24 protein-coding genes are annotated in these 24,989 nt (G+C 57.4%); 17 read left to right on the top strand and 7 right to left on the bottom strand.

Annotation, left to right across the window (positions count from 1 at the left end; translation table 11 throughout):
- Nucleotides 1–247: 247 nt before the first annotated feature.
- The 7 genes from gltA (at nt 248) to AVI_RS10115 (ending at nt 7,958) form a co-directional block, all read left to right on the top strand.
- A complete protein-coding gene (gene gltA / locus AVI_RS10085; protein WP_015916260.1) occupies nt 248–1,537 on the top strand; it encodes a citrate synthase in 1,290 nt (429 codons plus the stop codon).
- Between the two features lie 197 nt (nt 1,538–1,734).
- Complete coding sequence (locus AVI_RS10090) at nt 1,735–3,624, top strand: peptidylprolyl isomerase (RefSeq protein ID WP_015916261.1); 1,890 nt, start codon at nt 1,735–1,737, stop codon at nt 3,622–3,624.
- Nucleotides 3,625–3,645: 21 nt separating this feature from the next.
- Nucleotides 3,646–4,668, top strand: coding sequence for an anthranilate phosphoribosyltransferase (gene trpD / locus AVI_RS10095; RefSeq protein ID WP_015916262.1), 1,023 nt, complete (start codon nt 3,646–3,648; stop codon nt 4,666–4,668).
- Entirely contained in the window at nt 4,665–5,480 is an 816-nt protein-coding gene (gene trpC / locus AVI_RS10100; RefSeq protein ID WP_015916263.1) for an indole-3-glycerol phosphate synthase TrpC, read from the top strand. Before trpD ends, trpC begins: the two co-directional genes overlap by 4 nt.
- Nucleotides 5,477–5,962: a cyclic pyranopterin monophosphate synthase MoaC gene (moaC, locus tag AVI_RS10105; RefSeq protein ID WP_015916264.1), complete on the top strand. Its 486-nt coding sequence runs from the start codon at nt 5,477–5,479 to the stop codon at nt 5,960–5,962. Before trpC ends, moaC begins: the two co-directional genes overlap by 4 nt.
- On the top strand, nt 5,962–7,179 hold the full coding sequence (locus AVI_RS10110) for a molybdopterin molybdotransferase MoeA (RefSeq protein ID WP_015916265.1): 1,218 nt from the start codon (nt 5,962–5,964) through the stop codon (nt 7,177–7,179). The genes moaC and AVI_RS10110 overlap by 1 nt, the downstream gene beginning before the upstream one ends.
- A 74-nt stretch (nt 7,180–7,253) precedes the next feature.
- The gene (locus AVI_RS10115) at nt 7,254–7,958 is read left to right on the top strand and encodes a phosphatase PAP2 family protein (protein ID WP_139192385.1); all 705 of its coding nucleotides are present in this window, start codon (nt 7,254–7,256) and stop codon (nt 7,956–7,958) included.
- Here AVI_RS10115 and AVI_RS10120 read toward each other — a convergent pair whose 3' ends face one another.
- Complete coding sequence (locus tag AVI_RS10120) at nt 7,959–9,413, bottom strand: cobyric acid synthase (protein ID WP_015916267.1); 1,455 nt, start codon at nt 9,411–9,413, stop codon at nt 7,959–7,961.
- Between the two features lie 568 nt (nt 9,414–9,981).
- Between AVI_RS10120 and AVI_RS10125 the strand changes: the two genes are divergently transcribed.
- The 3 genes from AVI_RS10125 (at nt 9,982) to AVI_RS10135 (ending at nt 13,142) form a co-directional block, all read left to right on the top strand.
- Nucleotides 9,982–10,980 (top strand): ABC transporter substrate-binding protein, encoded by a 999-nt coding sequence (locus tag AVI_RS10125; RefSeq protein ID WP_015916268.1) that lies wholly within the window; start codon nt 9,982–9,984, stop codon nt 10,978–10,980.
- Nucleotides 10,981–11,182: 202 nt separating this feature from the next.
- On the top strand, nt 11,183–12,097 hold the full coding sequence (locus AVI_RS10130; RefSeq protein ID WP_015916269.1) for an ABC transporter permease: 915 nt from the start codon (nt 11,183–11,185) through the stop codon (nt 12,095–12,097).
- Nucleotides 12,090–13,142 (top strand): quaternary amine ABC transporter ATP-binding protein, encoded by a 1,053-nt coding sequence (locus tag AVI_RS10135; RefSeq protein WP_015916270.1) that lies wholly within the window; start codon nt 12,090–12,092, stop codon nt 13,140–13,142. Before AVI_RS10130 ends, AVI_RS10135 begins: the two co-directional genes overlap by 8 nt.
- Before the next feature lie 95 nt (nt 13,143–13,237).
- Here the strand turns inward: AVI_RS10135 and AVI_RS10140 are convergent, their stop codons facing one another.
- Nucleotides 13,238–14,260, bottom strand: coding sequence for a glycosyltransferase family 2 protein (locus AVI_RS10140; protein ID WP_041696689.1), 1,023 nt, complete (start codon nt 14,258–14,260; stop codon nt 13,238–13,240).
- Between the two features lie 407 nt (nt 14,261–14,667).
- Between AVI_RS10140 and AVI_RS10145 the strand changes: the two genes are divergently transcribed.
- Together AVI_RS10145 and AVI_RS10150 are read left to right on the top strand one after the other, a co-directional pair.
- Complete coding sequence (locus tag AVI_RS10145; protein WP_015916272.1) at nt 14,668–15,015, top strand: hypothetical protein; 348 nt, start codon at nt 14,668–14,670, stop codon at nt 15,013–15,015.
- Nucleotides 15,012–16,778: an O-linked N-acetylglucosamine transferase, SPINDLY family protein gene (locus tag AVI_RS10150; protein ID WP_015916273.1), complete on the top strand. Its 1,767-nt coding sequence runs from the start codon at nt 15,012–15,014 to the stop codon at nt 16,776–16,778. Before AVI_RS10145 ends, AVI_RS10150 begins: the two co-directional genes overlap by 4 nt.
- A 22-nt stretch (nt 16,779–16,800) precedes the next feature.
- On the opposite strand, the gene AVI_RS10155 is transcribed toward AVI_RS10150, so the two are convergent.
- The 3 genes from AVI_RS10155 to AVI_RS10160 all read right to left on the bottom strand — a co-directional run bounded on the left by AVI_RS10155 (nt 16,801) and on the right by AVI_RS10160 (nt 18,116).
- Nucleotides 16,801–17,625 carry a phosphodiester glycosidase family protein gene (locus AVI_RS10155; RefSeq protein WP_015916274.1) on the bottom strand — a complete coding sequence of 275 codons (825 nt, stop codon included), beginning with the start codon at nt 17,623–17,625 and terminating at the stop codon, nt 16,801–16,803.
- 97 nt (nt 17,626–17,722) lie between these two features.
- On the bottom strand, nt 17,723–17,875 hold the full coding sequence (locus AVI_RS31060) for a hypothetical protein (RefSeq protein WP_156538118.1): 153 nt from the start codon (nt 17,873–17,875) through the stop codon (nt 17,723–17,725).
- An 82-nt stretch (nt 17,876–17,957) separates the two neighbouring features.
- Complete coding sequence (locus AVI_RS10160; protein WP_015916275.1) at nt 17,958–18,116, bottom strand: entericidin domain-containing protein; 159 nt, start codon at nt 18,114–18,116, stop codon at nt 17,958–17,960.
- A gap of 216 nt (nt 18,117–18,332) precedes the next feature.
- Between AVI_RS10160 and AVI_RS10165 the strand changes: the two genes are divergently transcribed.
- Nucleotides 18,333–19,112, top strand: a complete 780-nt coding sequence (locus AVI_RS10165) for a formyl transferase (protein WP_041696693.1) — start codon at nt 18,333–18,335, stop codon at nt 19,110–19,112.
- A 16-nt stretch (nt 19,113–19,128) separates the two neighbouring features.
- Here AVI_RS10165 and AVI_RS10170 read toward each other — a convergent pair whose 3' ends face one another.
- Together AVI_RS10170 and AVI_RS10175 are read right to left on the bottom strand one after the other, a co-directional pair.
- On the bottom strand, nt 19,129–20,508 hold the full coding sequence (locus AVI_RS10170; RefSeq protein WP_015916277.1) for a cytochrome P450: 1,380 nt from the start codon (nt 20,506–20,508) through the stop codon (nt 19,129–19,131).
- Between the two features lie 99 nt (nt 20,509–20,607).
- Nucleotides 20,608–21,546 carry a LysR family transcriptional regulator gene (locus tag AVI_RS10175; protein ID WP_234617761.1) on the bottom strand — a complete coding sequence of 313 codons (939 nt, stop codon included), beginning with the start codon at nt 21,544–21,546 and terminating at the stop codon, nt 20,608–20,610.
- Between the two features lie 116 nt (nt 21,547–21,662).
- Here AVI_RS10175 and AVI_RS10180 point away from each other — a divergent pair, with 116 nt between their 5' ends.
- The 4 genes from AVI_RS10180 (at nt 21,663) to AVI_RS10195 (ending at nt 24,967) form a co-directional block, all read left to right on the top strand.
- Entirely contained in the window at nt 21,663–21,896 is a 234-nt protein-coding gene (locus tag AVI_RS10180) for a hypothetical protein (protein ID WP_041696695.1), read from the top strand.
- 79 nt (nt 21,897–21,975) lie between these two features.
- The gene (locus tag AVI_RS10185; RefSeq protein ID WP_041696697.1) at nt 21,976–22,197 is read left to right on the top strand and encodes a hypothetical protein; all 222 of its coding nucleotides are present in this window, start codon (nt 21,976–21,978) and stop codon (nt 22,195–22,197) included.
- A gap of 252 nt (nt 22,198–22,449) precedes the next feature.
- Nucleotides 22,450–23,463, top strand: a complete 1,014-nt coding sequence (locus AVI_RS10190; protein WP_015916280.1) for a GlxA family transcriptional regulator — start codon at nt 22,450–22,452, stop codon at nt 23,461–23,463.
- Between the two features lie 307 nt (nt 23,464–23,770).
- Entirely contained in the window at nt 23,771–24,967 is a 1,197-nt protein-coding gene (locus tag AVI_RS10195) for a hypothetical protein (protein ID WP_015916281.1), read from the top strand.
- Nucleotides 24,968–24,989: the final 22 nt, after the last annotated feature.

Here is a 24,989-nt window from a genome sequence, read left to right on the forward strand (position 1 = left end):
GGCAACAAAACTTACCTTGCCGCTAACGGCAGACTATCAATCAAAAGCTGTAGGAGAAAGGGGGTGTAAACCAAGAAAAGCAGTTCTGGCAATAACGCATGCCTGCAATGCAAGTGCCGATTTATTGCAATGCACACTTTGTCCTTTGGATAGCTTGGCATTAACCTCTGGATCATATAGCTAATTGCAACGCTTAACCTGGGACGAGGCGAAAGCTGCGTCTCCCGCCTATATCCGGAGGATCACCATGACGGAACAAAGCGCAAACTTGAAGATTGAGGACAAGGCCGTCGATCTTGACGTGCGAAGCGGCACGATCGGCCCCGATGTTATCGACATCGGCGCTCTTTATAAGCATACCGGCAAGTTTACCTATGATCCCGGATTTACCTCCACGGCATCATGCGAATCGAAAATCACCTATATCGATGGCGACGAAGGCGTGCTGCTGCACCGCGGCTACCCCATCGAACAGCTGGCTGAAAAAGGCGACTTCCTGGAAGTCTGCTACCTGCTGCTCTACGGCGAACTGCCGACAGTCGCTCAGAAAAAGGACTTCGATCACCGCGTCACGCATCACACCATGGTGCATGAGCAGATGTCGAAATTCTTCTCAGGCTACCGTCGCGACGCCCATCCGATGGCGGTCATGGTCGGTACTGTCGGCGCTCTGTCGGCTTTCTATCACGACTCGACCGACATCACCGATCCGCACCAGCGCATGGTTGCCAGCCTGCGGATGATCGCCAAGATGCCGACCATCGCCGCCATGGCTTATAAGTATCACATCGGCCAGCCCTTCGTTTATCCCAAGAACGATCTGGATTACGCCGCCAACTTCCTCAACATGTGCTTTGCCGTGCCTTGCGAGGAATACAAGGTCAACCCGGTTCTGGCCCGCGCCATGGACCGGATCTTCATCCTGCATGCCGATCATGAGCAGAACGCCTCCACCTCCACGGTGCGCCTGGCTGGCTCGTCGGGTGCCAATCCGTTTGCCTGCATCGCGGCTGGCATCGCCTGCCTCTGGGGTCCTGCCCATGGCGGCGCCAACGAAGCGGCCCTGAACATGCTGCGCGAAATCGGCACGGTTGACCGGATTCCGGAATATATCGCCCGCGCCAAGGACAAGAACGATCCGTTCCGCCTGATGGGCTTCGGTCACCGGGTCTATAAGAACTACGATCCGCGCGCCAAGATCATGCAGAAGACCATGTATGAAGTGCTGGAAGCCACCGGCAATGCCGGCGATCCACTGATGCAGGTCGCGCTCGAGCTGGAAAAGATCGCCTTGAGCGATGAATATTTCATCGAGAAGAAGCTCTATCCGAATGTCGATTTCTATTCCGGCATTACGCTTCGCGCCCTTGGATTCCCGACGGAAATGTTCACCGTTCTGTTCGCGCTCGCCCGCACCGTCGGCTGGATTGCTCAGTGGAACGAGATGATCGAGGATCCGCAGCAGCGCATCGGTCGTCCGCGCCAGCTGTACACCGGCGCACCCAAGCGCGACTACCTGCCCGTCGCCAAGCGCTGATCGGCAATACCCTGTCTTATGCAAAGCCCGGCGATCAATTCGCCGGGCTTTTTCGTGGGCCTGCCTGCCAATGACAGGTTTCATGCCACGGCATTGGGGTTTTCCATCAAGAAAGCCTTCAATTTGTTCAGGGATTGCTTTAAGCAACGGCGACTGCTTCGCATCCGGCGAAGAATATTGATGAGGTTTTCGTTCCGATGCTCGTGATCCTGAGAAAAGCTGCCGGCACCTGGGTGGCAAAAGGGCTTCTTCTTTTGCTTGTCGCGTCCTTCGCGATTTGGGGCATTTCCAGCTCGATCATGAGCGACACGTCGGACAAGGTCATCAAGGTCGGCAGCCAGAGCGTCAATTCCAACGAATTCCGCCTCGCCTATCAGCGGCAGATCTCCGATCTCAGCCGCCGTTTCGGCACACAATTGACAAGCGAGCAGGCCCGTTCGCTTGGCATCGAATCGCAGGTCTACCAACAGTTAGTCGCGGGTGCAGCCCTCGATCAGTTGGCCTCGGACATGAATCTCGGCCTTTCCCAGGACCGCCTGGCGCAGTTGATCGGTGACGATCCGGCCTTCAAGAACACCAATGGCCAGTTCGACCGGCAATTATTCACCTCACGGCTGCGCAATTCCGGCATTCGTGAGCAGGATTATATCACCGAGCGCTCAAAGGTCGCGGTTCGCAGCCAGATCGTCGATGCGACGGCGGAAGGATTCGTGCCTCCGAAAGTGCTGATCGATGCGTTGAAACTCTATCGCCAGGAAAGCCGCAGCATTGACTACCTGCTGCTGACCACTGCCAATATCGACCCGATCAAGGCACCGGACGAAACGGTCCTTAAAACCTGGTTCAACACGATGAAATCGCGCTACCGCGCGCCGGAATATCGCAGCTTTTCCTATGTAAAACTGGAGCCTGCCGATATCGCCGATCCGAAAGCCGTGACCGACGAGCAGGTGAAGCAGGAATACGACGCCAACCTCAAGAAATTCGAAGTGGCCGGCACCCGGACGCTGGAGCAATTGACCTTCCCGACCAAGGAACTGGCCGAAACCGCGGCTCAGTCGCTGAAGAATGGCAAGACCTTCGATCAGTTGGTGGCCGACCAGGGCAAGACGGCGACAGATGTGCTGCTGGGTGATTTCACCCGGGCAGATATTCCCGATCAGAAACTGGCCGATGCCGCATTCGCCGTCGCCAAAGACAGCGATACAACACCTGTCGTTGAAGGCGCCTTCGGCCCGGTTATTCTGCGGGTCAGCAACATCAAGCCAAGCCACACGAAGACGCTGGACGAAGTCAAGGATCAGATTCGCGCTGATCTTGCTGCCAATGCCGCGGCCCAGCAGATCAATGACGTGCATGACCGGTTTGAGGATATGCGTGCCTCCGGCTCGAGCCTTGAGGAAGCCGCCACTAAGGCTGGTCTGAAAGCCATCAAGATTGACGGTATCGATGCTCAGGGACAGGACAAGACAGGCAAGCAGGCAGAAAATCTGCCGGAAAAAGCCAATCTGTTAAAATCTGTCTTCGAAACCGAAGCGGGTGCAGAGCCCCTGCCCCTCAATATCGGCAGAAATGGCTATCTGTGGTTCGACGTGACGTCCATCGATGCGTCTCGTGAGAGAACGCTGGACGAGGTCAAGGACAAGGCCGTTTCCGACTGGACCACCGAGCAGCAGAAACAAGCGCTGGGCGCCAAGGTGGAGCAGTTGAAGGCCAAGGCCGATACCGGCGTGGCACTGGCTGATCTCGCGACTGAACTGGCCATCGGCGTCGAGACCAAAGCCGGTCTTCGCCGCGATACCGAAGATCCGGTGCTTGGCCCTGCCGCCGTCCAGGCCGCATTCCGTGGACCGTCCGGCACGATTGGCTCGGCGGTTGGCGCCGATCCGATGACCCAGATCCTGTTGAAGGTTACGGATGTCAACACCCAGCCGACCGGCGATGTCGTAGACCAGCAGGAAAGCCAGATTACCGCGCTGGCGAAATCCGCCGGTGACGATATTCTCGATCAGATGGTCAACCAGCTCCAGACCAAATATGGCGTCACCATCAATCAGGCGCTGGCCCAGCAGGCCATCACACGCTGAACCGCCGGGAGGGCGAAGCATATGAACGGGCTGAAGCCATTCATCGCAAAGGTCGCCAGCGGGCAAGCACTGACACGGGATGAGGCGGCGGACGCCTTCAACATCCTGATGTCGGGAGAGGCAACGCCTGCCCAGATTGGCGGCTTCCTGATTGCCCTGCGCATGCGCGGTGAAACCGTGCCGGAGATTGTTGGCGCCGTTACCGTCATGCGCCAAAAGATGCTGCCGGTCATCGCACCCACAGATTCCATCGACATCGTCGGAACGGGCGGAGATGGAACCGGCACCTATAATATCTCGACGCTGGCCGCCCTGATTGTTGCAGGTGCCGGTGTTCCGGTCGCCAAGCACGGCAACAAGGCGCTGAGTTCAAAATCCGGTGCGGCTGATAGTCTGACTGCCCTCGGCGTCAAGTTGGATATCGATCCATCCGTCATAGGCCGCTGCATATCGGAGGCTGGCGTCGGCTTCATGTTTGCGCAGCTGCATCACTCTGCCATGCGCCATGTCGGCCCGGCGAGAGTGGAGCTTGGCACCCGCACCATTTTCAACCTTCTGGGACCGCTCGCCAATCCGGCTGGCGTTAAAAAACAGTTGCTCGGAGTCTATGCGCCTGAATGGGTGATACCGCTGGCCGAGACCCTGCGTGACCTGGGCAGTGAGAGCATCTGGGTTGTGCATGGCAATGGCCTTGATGAAATCACCACGACCGGAACGACGCAGGTGGCGGCGCTCGAACAGGGCAAGATCCGTAGCTTTGAGCTGACGCCCGGTGATTTTGGCGTGGCACAGGTTGAGCTAGCCGCCCTGAAGGGTGGCGACGGCGAATATAATGCCAAGGCCTTGCGCGCTGTTCTTGAAGGTGAGAAAAATGCCTATCGCGACGTGGCGCTCTGCAATGCCGCCGCGGCCCTGGTCATTGCCGGAAAAGCCAACACACTGGCAGACGGCATGGCGCTCGGCGCGCAATCGCTGGACAGCGGCGCTGCCCTGAAACGGCTGGAGACATTGATTACCGTCTCCAATGGAGGACATTCGGCATGAGTGACATCCTGAAGAAAATCGAAGCCTATAAGCGCGAGGAAATCGCGGCAGCCAAGAATGCCGTACCGCTGGACGAGATCAAGGCCCGCGCCGCCGACCAGCCACCGGCACGTGGCTTCTACAAGGCATTGCGGGCAAAGCAGGCAGCTGGCAATTTCGGACTGATTGCCGAAATCAAGAAAGCCAGCCCGTCCAAAGGTCTGATCCGTCCCGATTTTGACCCACCGGCGCTGGCTAGCGCCTATGAAGCGGGCGGGGCTGCCTGTCTGTCCGTGCTGACCGACGCTCCAAGCTTTCAAGGTGCACCGGATTTTCTGGTCGCAGCCCGCGCGGCCTGCACACTTCCAGCGCTGCGCAAGGATTTCATGTTCGAGGCCTATCAGGTGCATGAAGCGCGTGCCTGGGGCGCAGATTGCATCCTGCTGATCATGGCGTCCCTGTCAGATTCTGAGGCCACCGATCTGGAAGGGGAAGCCCTGGCGCTTGGCATGGACGTGCTGATTGAGGTGCATGATGAAGAGGAAATGCTGCGGGCGCTGAAACTCGCCTCACCGCTCGTCGGCATCAACAATCGCAATCTGCGGACGTTCGAGGTCGATCTTGCCGTCAGCGAACGGCTGGCCGCCATGGTTCCTGCAGATCGGTTGCTGGTTGGTGAAAGCGGAATTTTCACCCACGAAGACTGCCTTCGCCTGCAAAAATCCGGCATCGAAACTTTCCTGGTCGGAGAAAGCCTGATGCGCAAAGACGATGTGACTGGTGCCACCAAGGCGCTCTTGACTGGTGCATCCGACCGCATAGCCGCCGAATGAGCGGCCTGACCCATATCGGTGCTGCGGGCGAAGCGCATATGGTCGATGTCGGCGACAAGGTCGAGACCGTGCGGGTCGCTATAGCCGAGGGTCATATCCGCATGGCACCGGAAACGCTGGCGTTAATCCGCGACGGCAACGCCAAGAAGGGCGATGTGATCGGCACGGCGCGGCTGGCCGGCATCATGGCCGCCAAGCGCACGGCAGACCTGATCCCTCTCTGTCATCCATTGATGTTGACCAAGGTCAGTGTCGACATCACCGAGGACACCACCCTGCCCGGCCTGCGCGTCACAGCAACCGTCAAATTGACCGGCAAGACCGGCGTCGAGATGGAGGCGCTGACTGCCGTTTCGGTTGCCTGCCTGACGATTTACGACATGGCAAAAGCTGCCGACAAGACCATGGATATCGGCGGAATTCGGGTGGTTGAAAAGACCGGCGGAAAATCCGGCCCGTTTCGTCATCCGGAGGCCGGATAATGGCGCTGCTACCCGTGGAAGAGGCCCAAGCCAGACTGCTGGCGTCTGCAACCCCGGTGCAGGACACCGAAATTCTGCCGCTCCGCCAGGCCCGCAATCGCATTCTCGCAGAGGATATGGCAGCTCGGCTGACGCAGCCGCCTTTCGATGCCTCGGCCATGGACGGCTATGCGCTGCGGGCCGAAGATGCCCTCTCGCCGGGGAGTGAATTGTCCGTGGTCGGCCAATCGGCGGCCGGGCACGGCTTTGATGGCAGGGTGGGCGCCGGTCAATGCGTGCGGATCTTTACCGGCGCCCCGGTGCCAGAGGGCGCCGATAGCGTCCTCATTCAGGAAGATACGGAACCGGCAGAAAAGAGCCTTCGTATCCGCACCACATTCGGCGCTGTGCAGGGACGCCATATCCGGCCTCGCGGCCAGGATTTTGCTGAAGGCACGGTTTTGATTCCGGCAGGTAAGGCTTTGGACTTTGCCAAGCTGATGCTAGCCGCAAGCGGCAATCATGCAAATGCCCTGGTCTATCGCAAGCCGCTGATCGCCCTTCTCGCCACTGGCGACGAGCTGGTTACGCCTGGTACTGCGCCGGGGCCAAGCCAGATCATCGCCTCCAACACATTTGCCATTGCCGCCCTTGCCGAAAATTTGGGCGCGGATGTGCTGGATCTCGGCATCGTGCCTGATGATCATGATGCCATCGTCGCGGCCATCCGCAAGGCAGAGGCGGCAGGCGCGGATGTGCTGGTGACGACTGGCGGTGCATCGGTCGGCGACCACGACCTGGTGCAGGCAGCGCTTACTGATACGGGCATGGTGCTGGATTTCTGGAAAATCGCCATGCGCCCGGGCAAACCGCTGATGGTGGGCAAGCTCGGACCGATGCATGTGCTGGGCCTGCCCGGCAATCCCATCTCCAGCATGGTCTGTAGCCTGCTGTTTCTCGAACCGCTGATTGCCAAGCTCGGCCATCGCGCTTTGCCGCAGCGCCTCAGACACGCCCGCACGGCAACTGCACTTGCTGCCAACGATCAGCGACAGGACTACCTGCGCGCCCAATTGCGGGTCGATTCGGCGGATGGGCTCTGGGTGACGACCTTTCCGAAACAGGATTCCTCGATGATGCGGATTTTCGCCGAGGCAGGGGCCTTGATCGTGCGGCCACCGCATGCATCGGCCCTTCGGGAAGGCGGCCAGTGCATGGTGTTGTTATTGCATCCGTAAACGCCTCTTGGTGAAAGTCATTTGCCGCCTTATCTAATGAAACGACACGCGGACGACCAAACCCGGAGCATGCCTTGAAATTTCTGCCTGAACGTCTGCGCAACCGGATCGAGCCGCGCCTTCTCGCCAGTCTGACCGTATTGGCCGGTCTTGGGTTGCTGTTTGCAAAAATCGCAGAAGACGTCTTCGATCAGGAAAGCCATGCCTTCGATCGGGCCATATTGCTGGCGCTCCGGATCAAAGACGATCCCGGCTTGACAATCGGCCCGCCCTGGCTGGTCAATTCAGTGCGCGACATTACCAGTCTTGGCGGCTTCACGGTGATTACCCTCGTTACCGTGCTGACGGTGTTCTATCTGCTTGCGGCGGGCAAAACCCGCAATGCCATGATTGTCGGCTTGGCGATTTCGCTCGGAGCCTTAGCCGAATCCGGCCTTAAACTGCTGTTTTCGCGCGCCCGGCCCGATGTCGTGCCGCATCTGGTCACAGTGCAGACTATGAGCTTTCCAAGCGGCCATGCCATGATGTCGGCCATTACCTATCTGACGCTGGGCGCCATGCTGGCCCGCGCTCAGCCGACATGGCAATTGCGCTATTTCACCTTTGGTGCTGGCCTGTTCCTGACGCTGCTGATCGGGGTTAGCCGGGTGTTTCTCGGCGTGCATTGGCCAACGGATATCATCGCGGGCTGGACGGTCGGCGGTGCCTGGGCGCTGTGCGTCTGGATGATAGCCGATGCGTTGAACCGCCGCCGCACACCACTTGAACCTGAACAGTGATCAGCCGATCAACTGGTCCAGCCAAGCCTTGTCCAGCACGCTTTCAAGCTCACGAGCCAGATCGTCCAACGCCTGTTCGACGCTTTGCCGGTAATTTACTGTACCATTGCTGATCCCGAAGCTTTGCAGCAGCGCAGCCCGGTATTCGTCATTGCCAAACAGCCCATGCAGATAGGTGCCCATCACCTTACCATCAGCAGAAATCGCCCCATCGGCGCGACCACGGATCGTCAGGGCAGGACGCTGGCAATCCGGGCCATCGGTCTGGCCGAGGTGAATTTCATAGCCACTCAGGGCCATGTCGTATTCCAGCGAATGGGCGGCGCTGTTGCGCACGGTCTTTTCTGGTGCCATCTCTGTGTCGATCTCAAGCAGACCAAGGCCTTCAACGCGGCAAGGCGCGCCTTCCAGCCCGAGCGGATCGGCAACACTGTTGCCCAGCATTTGATAGCCACCGCAAATGCCGATGATCCGCCCGCCACGCCGACGATGCAGAGTGAGGTCCTTGTCCCATCCCTGCGCGCGCAGGTCCGCCAGATCGCCAATCGTTGCCTTGGAGCCCGGCAGAATCACCAGCGCCGCATCGGCGGGCAAGGGTTCGCCGGGACGCACATAGACCAGATCGACGGAAGGCTCCGAGGCAAGCGGATCGAAATCATCAAAATTGGCAATACGTGACAAAACCGGCACGGCGATCTTCAAAGCGCCTGTCGAACTTCGGCTCAGTCGCTCCAGCGCCACGCTGTCTTCCGGCGGCAAGCGGCCAGCGGCCTTCAACCAGGGCACAATGCCGAAACTCGGCCAGCCGGTATATTGGGTAATGGCTCCGATTCCGTCTGCAAACAGGCTCTGGTCACCCCGGAACTTGTTGATGATATAGCCAGAAATCATCCGGCGGTCTTCCTCCGGCAGGATGGCATGGGTGCCGACCAGTGAGGCAATCACCCCGCCGCGATCGATATCGCCAACCAACACCACCGGCACATTGGCGCGGGTGGCAAAGCCCATATTGGCGATGTCACCGGCCCTTAAATTAATTTCGGCTGGAGACCCGGCACCCTCGACAATCACCAGATCAGCCCCGGCCTTCAGCTCTTCAAAACTATCAAGCACGGCACCCAGCAATTGCGGTTTCAGCCGCTGGTAATCGCGGCCCTTCGCCTGGCCAAACACGCGACCCTGCACGATGATCTGGCTGCCGGTCTCACTTTGCGGCTTCAGCAAAACCGGGTTCATATGCACCGAAGATGGCACGCCACAGGCCAGCGCCTGGAGCCATTGCGCCCTGCCGATTTCCCCGCCATCATCAGCCACGGCGGCATTGTTGGACATGTTCTGCGGCTTGAACGGACGCACGACGCGTCCATGGAGCCTCGCCAACCGGCAAAGCCCGGCCACCAGCACCGTCTTGCCGACATCCGAGCCGGTCCCCTGGAGCATAACCATCCGCGTCATGACGTTTGCCAGCTCCTGCAATTTGGTTCAAAGCGCAACCGTGTTGAGATTTGGCCGCGCGTCCTTCTACCAGACCTCATGTCGATGGTTTGTGGTATGACCTGTGGCCCGCCGGAAGGCAATGGCGGTCAAAGATTGGCTTTTCCACAGTTTTTCCTGAAAAGGATACAAAGCCAGCGGGAACCGGTATGATTGACAGCGCCGGATTCCTGCATTTTTTCAATCCATTGGGGGTTCATCAGGATGTGGGAGCGCTCGGATTTACCCATGAAAGCATGTGCGTTTGCACGATGCTTAATGGCTTTTATGCGACATTTATTCGAACAAAAAGCTGTAAGGTGGTTGATTTATACGGCCAAGCCCCTACCCTTGTCGTTGTCGTAAACAGACAAGGACTGCCTTGGGACTGGACCGGACTTCACAATCCGCCAGGCTCGCCGACGAGCGGTCCTTCCATCCAATATGCCCGACCCGGGTTGCGAAATATGCGGCCGGGATCGGCTGTCATGCGTGAAACAATCACGCCCATGCGCTAAACATGCGCCAATAAAACGGAGAACTCCACGATATGAGGACATTGATCGTTTCCACGATACTCGCCGCCGGATTGTATGGCATGGCCGGTTCTGCCGAAGCTGCCGATTGCGGTTCGGTCTCCATTGCGGAAATGAACTGGGCCTCAGCCGGCGTCGCGGCCAATGTCGACAAGATCATTCTGGAAAGCGGTTATGGTTGTTCCGTCAATCTGGTGACCGGCGACACCATGCCAACCTTTACCTCAATGAACGAAAAGGGCGAGCCGGATCTCGCCCCTGAGCTTTGGGTCAATACGATTCAAAAGCCACTGGCGGAAGCCGTCAAGGACGGTCGCCTGCTGAAAGCCGCACGCATTCTGAAGGATGGCGGCGTTGAGGGCTGGTGGGTTCCGAAATATATCACCGATGAGCATCCCGACATCAAGACTGTCCAGGACGCGCTGAAACATCCCGAGCTTTTTCCCGCCCCGGAAGATCCGTCCAAGGGCGCTGTTACCAATTGCCCATCCGGTTGGGCCTGCCAGGTGACAACGGAGAATATCTACAAGGCGCTGAAGGGTGACGATGCAGGCTTCCAGCTTGTCGATAGCGGCTCGTCTGCCGCGCTGGACGGCTCGATTGCCAATGCCATTGAAAAGAGGCAGGGATGGCTTGGCTATTATTGGGCGCCGACCGCCATTCTCGGCAAATATGATATGGTCAAGCTTGGCATGGATACTCCCTTCGACAAGGCGGAATGGGACCGCTGCACCTCGGTTGCCGATTGTGCAGATCCCCGTGTCAACGATTATCCGGTCACGGATGTCTATAGTGTCGTTACCAAGAACTTTGCCGAGAAGGCAGGTGTGACGATGGACTATGTCGGCAAACGCCAGTGGGACAATGAAACCATCGGCAAGGTTCTGGCCTGGATGAGCGAAAACCAGGCGGACAATGCCGATGCGGCCGAATATTTCCTGAAGACCTATCCCGATGTCTGGACACAGTGGGTCTCGCCTGACGTCGCTGAAAAGGTCAAAGCCGCTCTTTGACACAACCCGGAAGGCTGCCTTTCCGTGATCTCTCATCCGTGATGAATTCAATCACTCGCACATGACGATAGACATGTCTCTAACGTCATGTGCGCAGCGGCTTGGCCATGCCACCGCCCCCCCCCGCAATACAATGATCAAGCCGCATCGATAAAGCCGAACACATCGGCATTGGCTTTGATCCGCACGATAAGGAGCACATATGGCATCCGCTATCTGTAGCTATATCCCCACCCTCCTCTGCCAGTTTCCGGCGGTCGATGACACTCTGATGCGGAGTTTCAAGAAGACCGTCGATACCGGCTTCAAGACGTTCGTCCGTTCCTATGGCGATTTCCTCGACGGATTGACCTTGCCGCTGCAATGGTTCCTGAACTGGCTTCAGGCGCTGTTCGTTGATACGCCCTGGATCGTGATGATCTTCGCACTGGCCGCCATTGTCTACGGCGTCAGCCGCAATTGGCGCATCACGCTCGGCACGGCTCTTGCCATGGTGTTGATCGGCATGGCCGGTCTCTGGCAGGATACCATGATAACGCTTGCCATGGTGACCGTTTGCACGCTGTGCGCCGTCGTCATCGGCATTCCCCTCGGCATCTGGATGGCGCGGTCCGACCGCGCGCAGTCGACCTTAAACCCGGTGCTCGACGTGATGCAGACCATGCCGAGCTTCGTCTATCTGATCCCTGTTGTGATGATTTTCGGGATCGGCAAGGTGCCGGGCCTGATCGCGGTGGTGATCTATGCCATCGCGCCGATTATCCGGCTCACCAATCTCGGTATCCGCCTTGTCAGCCGCGAGGCCATCGAAGCAGCAGATGCTTTCGGGTCGTCGGAGCGGCAGAAACTGTTCAATGTCCAGATCCCGCTGGCGCTGCCCAACATCATGGCGGGCATCAACCAAACGATCATGATGTCGCTGGCCATGGTGGTCATCGCCTCAATGATCGGTGTTGGCGGGCTCGGCAAGAATGTCCTGCAGGCCATCACCAACCAGTTCTTCACCATCGGGCTGCTCAACGGCTTTGCCCTTGTGGCGATCGCCATCATTTTCGACAGGGCAAGCCAAGCCTATGGCAAACGCCTCCAGAAACATACACAGGTGCTGCATGGCTAGTCACGGCATAGACATCCGCAATCTCTACAAGATTTTCGGCCCCGATGAGAAAACCCATATCGACGCCGTACGCCAGGGCATCACCAAGGCCGAGTTGAATGACAGGCATCACCATGTGCTCGGCCTGCGCGACATCAGCATCGACATGCCCGGTGGTGAGATCACCGTGGTGATGGGGCTTTCTGGCTCCGGCAAATCCACGCTGATCCGCCATATCAACCGGTTGATCGAACCGACAGCGGGCGAAGTGCTCTATGATGGAACCGATATATGCGCCATGTCGCCAGCGCAACTGCGTGATTTCCGGCGCCGGAAAACCGCGATGGTCTTTCAGAAGTTCGGCCTGCTGCCACATCGAACCGTGATGGAAAACGTCCTCTACGGCCTCGATATTCAGGGCATGCCACGGCAGGAAAGTCTTGCCAAGGGGCATTACTGGATCGAGCGGGTCGGGCTTTCCGGCTTTGAGAATCATTACCCGAACCAGCTTTCCGGTGGCATGCAGCAGCGCGTCGGCCTGGCGCGGGCCTTGGCAACCGATGCCGATATCCTCTTGATGGACGAGGCCTATTCCGCGCTGGACCCGCTGATCCGGGTCGATATGCAGACCATGCTGATCGACTTGCAGCAGGAATTGCAAAAGACCGTGGTGTTCATCACCCACGATCTGGACGAGGCTTTGCGTCTGGGCGACAAGATCGCCATTCTGCGCGATGGCGAGGTGGTGCAGCAGGGCAGCGGTCAGGATATCGTGCTGCGTCCAGCGGACGATTACATCTCCGCCTTCGTGCGCGAGGTCAATCGCGGTCGGGTGATCCGCATCGGCACGGTGATGGTCCCAGCGCGTAATCAATCAGGCCAGTTCAAGCTCACCGCCCGCACGACACTGGAAGCGGCGGCCCGGGCCATGGTCGAGCAAGGCGTCACAGAGGCGCAAGTGACCGATAAAGCGGGTCACCAGATCGGCACCATCGACCTGTCGATCATCCTTTCGGCCATGGTCTCACCTGCGCACAGCGTCCAACCGGCGCTAGCAGCGGAATAAATGATCTTGGCGGCAAGCAGGAGATCGTCCCCACTGCCTTGCCGCCATGTTCTTCAATTCAGAATCGCATGGGTCAGCATTGCTATCGCCAGCTATTACGCTCCAGCAATCGAAGCTTGAATGAAGGCGACGTATTTGTCCTTAAGACCCGCTTGCAGCCGCTCGGCCATCAGCATGGCGATCTGGAATTGGGTGAAACTATCGGTTTCTTCCAGCGCCATTTCCGCCAGACCTGTGACGCCTTCGGCGTAAAGTTCAGGAGAATCGGCCACCTCCTTGATAAAGCTGCCGAGAAACCGGTTGACCGTGAATTTGCCCAGACGCTGGCGCTCGTCGATGGAAAGCGGCGAGCCGACCCGGTTGATCAGCACGAAAACATCGAGAAACAGCAGAAGCATTTCATAATGAACCGCACTCTCCGGCAGTCCGGCTTCAAGCAGCATAACCTTGCGTTCCGCATCGATCTGCGCCTTTTCAGCCCATTTTGCGGCATTGTAGCGATAGCGGATCGACGGATCATGCGCCATTTTTCCGGTCGAAAACAGGGATAGTGCGACAGCCCAATCGCATGTCGCTGCCTTGGTCGGATGCGATCGCAGAAACAGATCCATTGTCGCAAGCCAGACTTCGCGGCGCAGGATGGAATAGAAACCGCCATTGTTGGTCGGACTTTTCTGTAGATAGGCGAGCATTCTTTCGCCAGGATCATACTCTTCCAGGGCAAAGGCCTGAACCGAACCAGTTTCGGACCGCTGGAGGAAGCTTTCGGTTACTGGCAGCACGCCAACGTAATCGAAGGGCAGATCATCGAGATCAAAAGGCGCCTGATCCGCTTCGGCAAGGATCTCGTCATCATCGCCCATTGGCATGATGAAGGGCGTGGAGGCCGCCTCGACAGCGTTGAACATATTGGCAAAGGCCGTTTGTGCCTCGCTTGCCACATAGGTCAACCGTGGAGACAGGTCCTGCAAATAGGCTTTTTTGGCGGCATCGCCGGAATTGTCGCTGACCACCAGCAGGGCGTCCCGCGCCTCGCAAAAAGCAAGCGCACTGTCGATGGCAGCGCGCGAACCGTCGAGCGGGCGATGGCTGGGCATGCAGATAGTCAGTTCGGCCATAGAAACACTCCGAAAAAATGCGGGCCCCATGACAAGCCCCCATTGCAGAAAATAGCATTCAGGCGGGATCAGCTCTCAGACAATTTTCCCAGCTCAGACTCGAAATGGGTAATTATACAATATCCGCAAAGCTTTGCCGCATTTGGTTCGCCTTTGAAGAACAGCGATATCCTACCGTCAAACGTTGCGGCACCTGTGTCAACCAGCGGATGAAGCCGACCGCAAGCCTCACGCAAGGCTCAACGGAGTCAAATGGTCGATCACCAAACAATGCCGCGAATTATTCAGTTGATAAAATCGCAAGCTCTGCTCCAGCGACGATTGTTTAAGAACCAATGCAGATAATATTCGCAGAGACTCACAACAGACACGCCGGGCAAAAGCCAAGACAGCAGGAGACCTTCATCATGTCCGCCACCGCCGTTACCGACCGAGACACCGTCGCCATGAAGCTGGGTGGATTCTCTGATGACGACAAGGCCTTCCTGGCCCTGATGCTGGAAAACCCCAAGCAGGACGAGACCTTTGCAGAAGGTCTGTTCGCCTATCTGGAACAATCCGCCGCGCAACGCTTCCTCAACTCCTTGAAGCTGGAGCGCTGTGGCGAATGGCTTGGCAATAGCTGCCCGGCCCGGATGCAGATCCGCTTGATGGAAATTGCCAGGTCCAGCCAGCATGGCGCCTATCTGGCCTTTCGCCAGGGGCTGACACGCTCCGGCGGCCTGGAGCGTGCCTATCCGAAATCAGCGCTGTGAGCGTGGGCCCGTCCCCGGCCTTCATCCAGGCTTTGCAGGCCTATAAGCAGGGCGATCTGCGCGCCTGCCTCGACCGCCTGCATCCACTTTTGAAAAAACGTCCACCGGATGCCAATATGCTGCTGGTGGCGGCGCAATGCCATGCAAAGCTGGAGGAAAAACTCCAGGCCGCCGAGCTTTACGCCCGGGTGGCGGATGTGCAGCCGCAAAATCGCCGGATGTTTCTCCTGATGGCCGCGCGTTTATATATGCAGATTGATCAGGGGGAGCAGGCGCTTTCCCTGATCCGCAAAGTGCCAGAATCCCAAAACCTCGAATCCCAACACCTCGCATCACTCGACCCGGAAGAGCAGAGAACCTATCGGCGGCTGCTGCGAGGACAATTGTGCCTCGAGGAAATCGAAGCCAGCGACAACGCGCTGCTGGCCAAGATGCGAGAGGGTGCTGATCCGGCATTTTTCAACATCGACGATCCCTACCAGCACATGCTGTGGTGTGACGACGAGGCAATCAATGGCCACCAAACCCGGATGGCCAGCGGAAAGCCGTTTACGGTGCAATCACGCCAGGCACGCCGTAGCCTACCCCATCATTTCGGGAAAAAAATCCGTGTCGGTTATCTTTCGTCGGATTTTTCCGACCAGCATCCAACCATGCGGCTGTTGCAAAGTGTTTTGCTGGGTCACGACGCCGCCCGCTTCGATATCCACCTCTTCTGTCACACGCCAGAGGATATCAGGGGGCTGGATCGGGGACTGCGGCAGACCTACCCCAATCTTCACGACATCCTGCGCATGGACGATGGTACGGCACGCGATTTCATCCGCAGCTTCGACCTGGATATTCTGGTCGATCTCAAAGGCCATACCAAAGATGTCCGCGCCGATCTGATCAATAGTGGACTTGCCCGCTTGCAGGTCGCCTATCTCGGTTTTCCCGGCTCCGCCTATGGGATCGATTGCGATTATGTCATCTCCGACCTGATCGTTACGCCGGACTCATCCAAACCCCATTATCACGAGAGGCTCTGCCGATTGCCGGAAACCTATCAGGCAAACGACAACCGCTATCGCCCGCACCCACCGGCCACATCCCGCTCCCTGCTCGATCTGCCGGAAGATGCCTTCGTGCTGGCCTCCTTCAATATGGTTCGCAAGATATCTCCGCAAACCGCGCGTCTCTGGGCAAGGATGCTGGACGCCATTCCCTCATCCATTCTCTGGGTTCTCTGCGCCGGGCGCGAACAGCGCGACCGCCTGACCGCATTCATGACCGGGTGCGGAATCGAACGTTCACGCCTTTATTTCACTGGCGCCGAAAGTTACGCGCCGCATATTGCCCGAATGCAGGCGGCCGATCTCGGTCTCGATACCTATCCCTATAACGGCCACACCACGACCTCGGACAAGCTATGGGCGGGCCTGCCGGTCATCACCTTCAAGGGCAGCAATTTCGCTTCAAGGGTGTCTGAAAGCCTGTTGACCGCGCTCGGCGTTCCACAATTGGTGGCGGAGACACCGGATGATATGGTGCGTCTGGCCGCAGACCTGGCGCAGGATCGGCCCCGGCTTGCCGCACTCAGGCAGACGATTGGGGACAAACGGCTGCACGCGCCGCTCTTTGACACGCAACGGTTCACCCGCCATCTGGAACGCGCTTTTGAGTTGATGGTAGAACGGGAAAAGGCCGGCTTGGAACCGGATCACATCGATGTGCCAGCCCTGCCGAGCCGACAGGAACCGTTCAGGCAGGATACTGACTGATAGTCACAAAGATCGAGATGCGTCAGTTGGGGCGCTGGTCTACCACAGCGATGATCGGTCCGAGTGGATAGGCCCGGTCGATCCGGCCAGCCATCGGCTCGGCAAGGCTTGAAATCGTCCCGTCCAGATAAAGCGCATTGGCCGCGCCCAACCGATCGCGAAAGAACGCGGCCATATCGTAGAAACGCACAGGGTCTTTGCTCAACACAAACACCACCTGTCCGCTGGCATCGATACCGACACCATTGCGGATTTTCAAACTGTCGCTCGTGGGGAGAAACTTCGGGTGCAGAACACCATCAATGACCAGCATTGGGCCGGATTGGGTAGCGAAATCCGCTTCAATCTTCTGGGTTTCGAATTGCCCGGTCTCAAGCACACCAGCATGGCCGTCTTTTAGAAAAAACACGCCATTCGGCTTCAGGTAAAAATTGCCCCAACCATCGGCGGTTTCGGCTGTCTTGCGCGTCATACCATAGTCTACGAACAGGCCAACGGGACTGAGATCGGAGTGATACATACCGCCATTGACGGCAAAGGTGAGGATCAGTCTTTGCTGCCAAAGCTGGCTTCGCAATGCCTCGAACCCACCATAGACATCGCCGTCGGCATTGCGGTTGAAGATGCGAATTGTGCGCGTGGCGGGATCAAATCGACAGACACGATAAGCAAAGCCGTTTTCCGTCTGGTCACGACAACTCTGTTCTTCTGCCTCAGCACGCTCTGGAGAAATAACAAGCGGGGACAGGATCGCAAAAAGCCAAACGACTATTTTCAAACGGAGCGCGTTTTCCGAGCAAAATCTCAAAAGTGAACTCTCACATAAAATATTTGAAGGCGCACCCATTCGGGTCCGTCTTCTGGCACGGACGCCAATACGCAAGGTTCACGAGGGAATAGAGCAAAAAAGCTAGCTGTATCCCGCCGTTGACTTGACACCACTCTTACTGCTGGGCGGAAGCGGTCAGAATGCCCACTTCCTGAGTTTGGCCCGCAAATTGAATCGGCGGACCCTGGAAGGCGACATGCCCAGCGGCCGAAACGACAACCGCCAGAATATAAGCAGCACTCACTTTGGCAACCAGATGCATGGACATGGACCTAACTCCTCTTCCCTCTCCCGAAGCAGCTTTGCTTCATCCCTTGAAGGGCGTGAAGCAAAACTGCTGTTAGGTTGCGTTATTTAGCAGCCTTGGCGACATTATTGCCCGCCGCTTGCGTGGCGTTCACGGTATTGGCTGTATCTTTGCCCATACCACGGATCGTGTTACCGCATGACGACAATGCGGCAGCGGCAACAAAGAGAGCAGCAACGGCAGCGAGCTTTTTCGTGTTCATATTGGATAAACCCCTATTATGATAATCGGGCACCACAGGTGCCTCGCATTGGCATGAACGCGGCAACTCGAAAAAAGTTCATTCGCACCCAAAGATTTTAGCGTTTTTAACCAAACATTTACGCCGCATGATATCCGCACTTATGAAAGTTTGGTTCAGATTGCTCGCGAGCACAATAAATAACATGGGCTAAAGCGGCGCTTGAGGGGATTGATCATGGGGCAGCAGCAGGGCAAAGGCGCAATTCTGGTGATGACTGCCGGGGGGCCAAACCCGTGGATGGTGGTCAACGCGCTGAAAGCCCGTTTCGGTGACGTGCAGGTCCTCTTGGAAGAACAGGAAAGCAAGGCGGAGATTTTTCGACGCCGTCAACGGCGGGTTGGAACCGTGGCAGCACTTGGTCAGCTAGCCACCATGGCCGCCGGCAAATTCATGCGCCGAGCAGCCCAAAAACGCACAGAAACGATCTGTCAGGATTTTGCAGCCGATCCCCATTTCAATTCGCAGATCCCAGTGACTACGGTGCGCAGCATCAACAGTCCCGAGGCGCAGGAGGCGATCCAACAGCTCTCTCCCGGTGTGATCCTGTTGGTCAGCACCCGGCTGATGACGGCCAAAATTCTGGCCAGCATGCCCTGCCCCGTGCTTAATCTTCATGCTGGCATCAATCCCGCCTATCGCGGTCAGATGGGCGGCTACTGGGCGCTGGCAAAAGGCGATCGCGGCAATTTCGGCGCAACGGTGCATCTGGTCGATCAGGGCACCGATACAGGCGCGGTCCTCTACCAGGTGCGTGCGCAGCCTAGCTCCGGCGATTTCATCTCCACCTATCCGATGCTGTTGACGGCAGCAGCCCTTCCCATCACCTGCCAGGCGGTTGGCGACGCGCTGGAGGGCAAGCTGACCCCTATCGCACCGACCGGGCCATCCGCCCTCTATTTTCCGCCGACCCTCTGGCGCTGGCTGTGGACGGGCCTCACCAAAGGCATCTGGTAGCGAAGAGCACTCTGGTTCAGCCTGAAACCGGCACGTCCTCCCGCCGGTTCTCAATCTCCATGATCAGTTTTTTCTTCGGCCTCAGGGTAATGCGCATCGTCGGCTCCGGTGTCACCTCGCTCTTGTTGCGCAGACGAAAAGTCTTGGCCAGCACCGCCAGAATGGCAACGGCCTCCATGGTTGCAAAAGCACTGCCGATACAGATGCGCGGCCCTGCCCCAAACGGCATGAAGGCGTAGCGATGCCGTGCCTTAACCGCTTCGGGCGCAAAACGGTCTGGATCGAACACCTCCGGCCTGTCCCAGATCAGGCTATGGCGATGAACGGCATGGATTGGCACCAGCAGGACAGTTCCGGCCTGAATATGGTGTTGGCCCAACGTAAACGCCTCGTTCGCGGTCCGGGTAATGACCGGCGCTGGCGGATAGAGCCGCATGGCTTCGTTGAAAACCTGTTTGGTATAGGTCAATTTCTCGACATGCTCGGCCATAACCGGACCATCTCCCACCACACGGTCCAACTCGTCCAGTAGCTTTTGCTCGATAGCCGGATGCTTAGCCAGCAGATGGAATGTCCAGGCAAGCCCAAGGGCGGTGGTTTCATGCCCGGCGGAGATGAAGGTCAGCAGGTTGTCGATGATCTGCTCATCGTTCATTTCTCGGTCTGTTTCCGGATCGTGAGCCGATAGCAACATCGAGATCAGGTCGGCACGTTCCACGCCTTCAGCGCGCCGCTCGGCAATCATTGTGGCCATGGCGGACCGCAAATAGTCCACGGCGCGGCTTGCCTTTCCCTTGCCGGGATAGGGTATCCATTCCGGCGCCTTCAACATCCCAAGCGCAAACATCCAGCCCGTCGGTTCGAGGTAATCGGTAACGCTCTGCTCGACCCGCGCGACATCGATCCTGTCGCGCCCTGTCATCATCGTCTCGACAATGATATCAAATGTCGTCTGCATCATTTCATGACCGATATCGACCGTCTCGCCAGCCTGCCAGGAATCACGGCGGCGTTCGGCTGCGGCAACCATCGCCGGCAGGAAGCCTCTCAGCTTTTCCCATTGAAAACCGGCGGCAACCGATTGGCGCTGCCATTTCCAATGGGCGCCATCAGCCGTCAACAACCCCTGCCCTAAGGCCGGCCCCAGTGCACGGCGAACGTCTTCACCCTTGCCAAGCACCGCTGCATTTTTGACCAGAGCCTCATGGATCAGTTCAGGGTCCATCACATGCAGCCGTACCTCATCGCCAAACTGCGCATAGACCAGCTTATGATCATAAATCTGCGGCGGCAGGGCATCCAGCGGATTGCGGATCAGATCAGCAATCACCCGCACCGGCGAACGACGGCTGGCAACGACACCTTCACTCGTAGCGGACAAGACCGGCATATTCATCTGCCATCTCCTTTGCATAGACCCTTTTTGGGCGGCATCCAGGATGTAGAGATCGAACAGGACCGCTCCAAGTCCCGTCGCCAAATTGCCTTTATCCGGTCAGGCGGCCACCGCTGTGTCGACACAGCCGCGATTTCCCAGCACGCAACGCACGTAATCGGCAACAGCCTTGACCGGCGGCGAGGCATCTTCACACACGGCAAGGCCGACCTCGTAACTGCCAAGATCCGGCAATCCATCACGCTCGGTCAGTTCCACCATATCCTCCTGCAACAGGAAGCGGGCAAGCGGCGCGACGGCGATATCAGCCCGGATCGCCGCATATTGCCCGACGTGGTGACCGCAGAAATAGGCGATGCGGAATTCCTTGCCCCGGCGGGTCAATTCGGTCATGGCGCGCTTGCGCCACACACAGCTCTCATCCCAGACAGACAGCGGCAGCGGCGTTTTCAGATGGGCCTGACCGTGTTTTTTTCCGGCCCAGACCAGCTTTTCGCTCATCACTGTCATGGTGGGATCGGCGGCGATGCCGTTTAGAAAATTGAACAGTGTTACGTCCAGCCGCTTCTCATTCACCGCCTTGCGCAGCTCCACAGAACCGGCAATCGTCACCTCGATGGCCAGATGCGGCCATGTGCGCGCCAGATGAGTGAGAATACCGGGCAGGACCAGTTCGCCGATATCATCAGGTGATCCCAGCCGCACCACACCATTCATCTCGGGCGCCAAAAACCGTGCCACCGCCTCATTGTTCAGGGCGAGGATGCGCTTGGCATAGCTGAGCAGCAAAGCCCCATGCGGCGTCAACGTGACGGAACGGGCATCACGGCGAAACAGCGAGACGCCCAGTTGATCCTCCAGCTTCTTGATCTGCATCGATACCGCCGAGGGGGTGCGAAACACCATGTCTGCGGCAGCCGTAAAACTGCCGACCTCGGAAATCGCCACGAAGGTGCGCAGCACGTCATTATCCAGAAGTGGCAAACTGGCCGCTGCCAGAACGGTGGAAGGCATGGAGGGAGACTGGGAAAGGGTCATTGGACAACCATCAATTTTTCTCAACATAAAGATCATATCGTTTCGTTTGATTGAATGTCAATTCCACCTGACACTGTTTGCAACGAAGCCGTTCGGCATCAGGAGGAGTGAAAAGCATGGTCTTCGAAACAACACCCCGCCGCGTTCCACCCATGCTGCGGCTCTGGCTGGCCTTTCATCGCTGGCGGGACAGACGCCATCTACGCCAGGCACGTGAAAAGGCGATGGCTCATCTTAATGGCTTGCCTGAATACCTGCGGGCGGATGTGGGCATCGTCGTGCCGGAACGGCCGGACAGTAAACCGATCACAATATGCGATGCGATAGATCACAAACATTCGCTTTATTGATCAATGAATACGGCAGATGATGTCTCTGCCGCCTCAGGACCAGAAAGTTCTTAGGCGAGATCAACGAAAGGAACTTTCCATGGCCTACATTTCTCATTCCAGCCCTTCGCGGCTGTTTACCGGCAGTATTATCCTCGCTGAGTCGGCTTTTCATGCCATTGCCACGTGGTTCAGCCAGCTAGAATCCTGGCGGCAACACCGCGCCATGGAAAAGGCGCTGGCAGAAGCCCCTTTCGATATGCGCAAGGATCTTGGCTGGCCTGCACACGACACGTGGCAGACCCGTCGCGACATAGTTTAAACAGCCCAAAAGGGCTGCTTCGGGCCTCGTTCTTCCTGACATTCAGGCGAAATATTGTGTTTTTTCAATCCGCTGGCCATACGTGTCCCAACCGTGCTCCATGACGGCTGACTGATGAAACACCCACAAATGGTCCGGCAATAATGATGTCAAATTGTTGTCGTCGGTTTCTATCGTGCTATTGTCGTTTTTGAGCTATTGGCGGAATTAAAAACTGTCAATTCTAGCAGATCTCCTCAGCACGGTGGCATCATGAGCAAAACGCCTGTTAAAAAACGCAATATCGTCTTTTTTCTTGTCCCGAATTTCACGCTATTGCCGTTTGCGGGCGCCATCGAAACATTGCGCATTGCCAACAGGATGCTGGGCTATGCGGCTTATGAGTGGCGGCTCTGTTCAGTCGACGGCAACAAGGTGTCGTCTTCATCGGGCATCAGCATCGAGGTCGATTCGTCGCTTGCCGATGAGCGCCGTTTCCTGGCCGGTGAAAACCGGCCCAATATGGCGATTGTCTGTTCCGGCGTCTTTGTCGAAGAGTTTAACAACAAATCCGTCAACGCCTGGCTGCGAGAAGCCTATAACCGCAACGTCGCGGTCGGCAGCCTTTGCACCGGCGCCCATGTGCTGGCCCAGGCCGGACTTTTGAACGGCAAGCGCTGCGCGATCCACTGGGAAAACCTGCCCGGATTTTCGGAAGCCTTCCCCCAGGCCGAAGTCTATGCCGATCTCTATGAAGTCGACAGCAATCTCTACACCTGCGCGGGCGGTACAGCTTCGCTTGACATGATGCTCAACCTGATTGGCCAGGATTTTGGCGAGGGCCTCGTCAACCGGGTCTGTGAACAACATCTGACCGACCGGGTTCGGGCTGCCGGAGACCGCCAGCGCCTCCCGCTGCGCGCCCGCCTTGGCGTGCAGAACAACAAGGTCTTGCAGATCATCGAATTGATGGAAGCAAGCCTGGCCGAGCCCTTGTCCCTGCTTGATATCGCCGACAAGGTGGATCTGTCACGCCGCCAGATCGAACGGTTGTTCCGCCAGGAAATGGGCCGCTCACCGGCGCGCTATTATCTGGAAATCCGCCTTGACCGTGCCCGGCATCTGCTGGTGCAATCCTCGATGCCGGTGGTGGAAGTCGCCGTCGCCTGCGGCTTTGTCTCCGCCTCGCATTTTTCCAAATGCTACCGCGAATTCTACAATCGCTCGCCCCAGCAGGAACGCGCCGAACGCAAACTGGCAACGGCAAAAGCGGCGGTTGCCGCATAAGTATAATTCGCCACAGCCTACCGGTTTTTACAACACGCCCTCGTGCACCATATTTGGTACACGAGGGCGTTTCTGATTTTCATGGAATCGCAGCAACGCTCTTTGTTTTTGCCCATTTCCGGGTGCCAAAACCAGTTTCCAATTTTCCTGGAAATGCTCAAAGGTAAGCTATAGCCCGCTATTGGTTGCATGGGTCCTGCATAAACCTTGTCGGCTTCAACCACTCAGGCAAGTGAAACGAAGACCGACAGCTTCATACAAGTTTGCCTTCCTACCGTGCCTTGTAACTGCGGATAGGAGTGCAACAATGACGATCGGCCTTGATGATTTGTCGCTTGAGCGACTGATGAAGGAGCGTGTGTGGACCTTCGGTAAAGCTGGCGCCGAACAGGTTTTTGCATCGCAGATATCCTTCGAGAGCGGCGGTTGGCTGCGCGGATATTCCCATACCAATGAAAACTCCTGGCGCGTGAAAGGCGGGGCGGTCGAGTTTCTGAGCCAGAACGCTGCTGTCACCACGCGATTCGATACCGTACGGTCTGTCGACGGACGCATCGAAATGGAGGGACAGTTCCGTCTGCCGGGAGAGCGTGGCGTTCATCTCTTGACGGAATGCGGCGAGGCACGGAAGCCGCAGAACAGAACCGCTCTTATCGTGCCCATTCACGACGCCTATTTCATCTATGGCATCAACCTGCTGTTTCAGAGCATTGGTGCCGACTACGACATCATTTTCGTCTTTTCCACCGATGCCGATCGCCTGCAGTTCAGAGAGATGCATCAGGCGTCCCCTTTCCTGAACTACTCATCCATCGTGCTGTCGGATTATTTCTCAGGCAGCGCACTGTCGGTCGTCGCTGAGGGTAGAACCTGGCCGACGGTCAAGAAATTCCTGGCGCTTTCTCTCGCCCATAAGCTTTACGACTATCTCCTGTGCGTCGATGCCGAGACCTTCATTCTCAATAAAACGGGCTGGACAGAGGCCGCCGCAAGCGTTGTTTCCGCAGCACGCTGGTACGGCGGTACTCTGACTGCAAACCACTCGGCCGAAAGGCAGATCATGCACGCCTCGTCCATAAAGCTGGCACCGGCGGTCGATCATGAAAAAATTCAGGCCATTTCCGGCAATTGGGGCATCTATACCTGGTGGTGGGATATTCCGGTCTATTCGGCCAAGAGCATCCCGGGCTTTCTGGAGTGGATTGGCTGGGACGCCAGCCTCCAATTTGTGGAAAGGCTCGTCCACAGCGTATTCGACCATATCACCTACCAGTTCTACATGGCTCTTTACGGTGGTTTCTCGTTTACGATGGTCGAAGGCATCGCCCATGCGATGGAATTCTGCAACGCCGGGATTGTCTCCAAGGTGCATCAACAGATCCATCCAATGAGATGGACGAATGCCTTTGCCTACACGCAGGACCCGAACTTTTTCCGAGAGAACAACTATCTTGCCGTCTATCACATCGACAGGAAGAGCTTTCCTCAGTTCAACCCCGGCTAGTTTCCGGGGAATTTGCAGTGGC

The organism is Allorhizobium ampelinum S4 (assembly GCF_000016285.1).
GTDB lineage: Bacteria > Pseudomonadota > Alphaproteobacteria > Rhizobiales > Rhizobiaceae > Allorhizobium > Allorhizobium ampelinum.